The sequence below is a fragment of the Tenacibaculum bernardetii genome, assembly GCF_029125915.1.
Lineage (GTDB): Bacteria > Bacteroidota > Bacteroidia > Flavobacteriales > Flavobacteriaceae > Polaribacter > Polaribacter bernardetii.
The window spans coordinates 1-1,444 of record NZ_JAQJCU010000034.1 but is presented as its reverse complement, the minus strand read 5'-3'; the positions used below and the strand labels follow the sequence as shown (position 1 = coordinate 1,444).

Below are 1,444 nucleotides of genomic sequence, written 5' to 3'. Positions count from 1 at the left end.
CCTGCGGAAAATTCGCCGAGCTCTTACAAAGCAACTTTCTATACAAAAAACCGTTGGCGGTAATTAGAAAATGAACGAACTACGATTGACATCAAATCCTGAATTAATTGAAAAGTTGACTTCGGACTTTATCAAAACAGAAGTTGATTCTAATACTTGGGGAACTCTTTATTTATATCCAAAGACCAACGAGAAATGGCAAAAAATCTATGTAGAAACTGAATATCACGGAGGCGGACATCCAGTTTTATTTAAATTACCTGACCCACGAAAAATAGATTTAATTCAAATTGCACTCAATTCTGAAGACCTTGACGAAATTACTACAGCTTCTGCTCTACTTGTTGTTAATGAAAAAGAACTAAAAGATGAATTTAGAGAAGAGCTCATTATTGCAATTGAAAATAAAATAAACCAAAAGGATTTTAAATGGAATAAGTTGAACTCTGAAAAAATGAAATCAATTATTTCCGAAACGCAACTTTTTGACAAAACTAATAGACGACCGATATTAGGAAAGAAAAACATTGAAATAGAAAAGGACTTTGAATTTTATAAAGAGATTTCTGAAAGAGCAAAAAAAATAATAACTACCGCCAACACCGTGTAAAAAACATTGCTTATTTTAGTTAAGCCGTTTGGTCGTTGCTTTGTTTGCTAGCTTCTGATTTTCCTTCGGAAAATCCTCGCCCTCAAACACGCAACGTTCCTTACACATAAACGTTGGCGGTAATTAGAAAATGAACGAACTACGATTGACATCAAATCCTGAATTAATTGAAAAGTTGACTTCGGACTTTATCAAAACAGAAGTTGATTCTAATACTTGGGGAACTCTTTATTTATATCCAAAGACCAACGAGAAATGGCAAAAAATCTATGTAGAAACTGAATATCACGGAGGCGGACATCCAGTTTTATTTAAATTACCTGACCCACGAAAAATAGATTTAATTCAAATTGCACTCAATTCTGAAGACCTTGACGAAATTACTACAGCTTCTGCTCTACTTGTTGTTAATGAAAAAGAACTAAAAGATGAATTTAGAGAAGAGCTCATTATTGCAATTGAAAATAAAATAAACCAAAAGGATTTTAAATGGAATAAGTTGAACTCTGAAAAAATGAAATCAATTATTTCCGAAACGCAACTTTTTGACAAAACTAATAGACGACCGATATTAGGAAAGAAAAACATTGAAATAGAAAAGGACTTTGAATTTTATAAAGAGATTTCTGAAAGAGCAAAAAAAATAATAACTACCGCCAACACCGTGTAAAAAACATTGCTTATTTTAGTTAAGCCGTTTGGTCGTTGCTTTGTTTGCTAGCTTCTGATTTTCCTTCGGAAAATCCTCGCCCTCAAACACGCAACGTTCCTTACACATAAACGTTAGCAAAAACTTTAGAAATCACTCAGGCGGAACTAATTTTGAGTTAAAAA

At 32.8% G+C, this 1,444-nt stretch carries 2 protein-coding genes; both read left to right on the top strand.

All coding sequences use genetic code 11. From position 1 onward, the window contains the following. Positions 1 to 70: 70 nt before the first annotated feature. Positions 71 to 610 (top strand): Imm27 family immunity protein, encoded by a 540-nt coding sequence (locus P2G10_RS12710; RefSeq protein WP_275316970.1) that lies wholly within the window; start codon positions 71 to 73, stop codon positions 608 to 610. Positions 611 to 740: 130 nt separating this feature from the next. Next, complete coding sequence (locus tag P2G10_RS12705; protein WP_275316970.1) at positions 741 to 1,280, top strand: Imm27 family immunity protein; 540 nt, start codon at positions 741 to 743, stop codon at positions 1,278 to 1,280. Positions 1,281 to 1,444: the final 164 nt, after the last annotated feature.

What these genes read in the sequence shown, in the direction of transcription:
- P2G10_RS12705 (WP_275316970.1), top strand. Translation starts at nt 741, where the DNA reads ATGAACGAACTACGATTGACATCAAATCCTGAATTAATTGAAAAGTTG.
- P2G10_RS12710 (WP_275316970.1), top strand. Translation starts at nt 71, where the DNA reads ATGAACGAACTACGATTGACATCAAATCCTGAATTAATTGAAAAGTTG.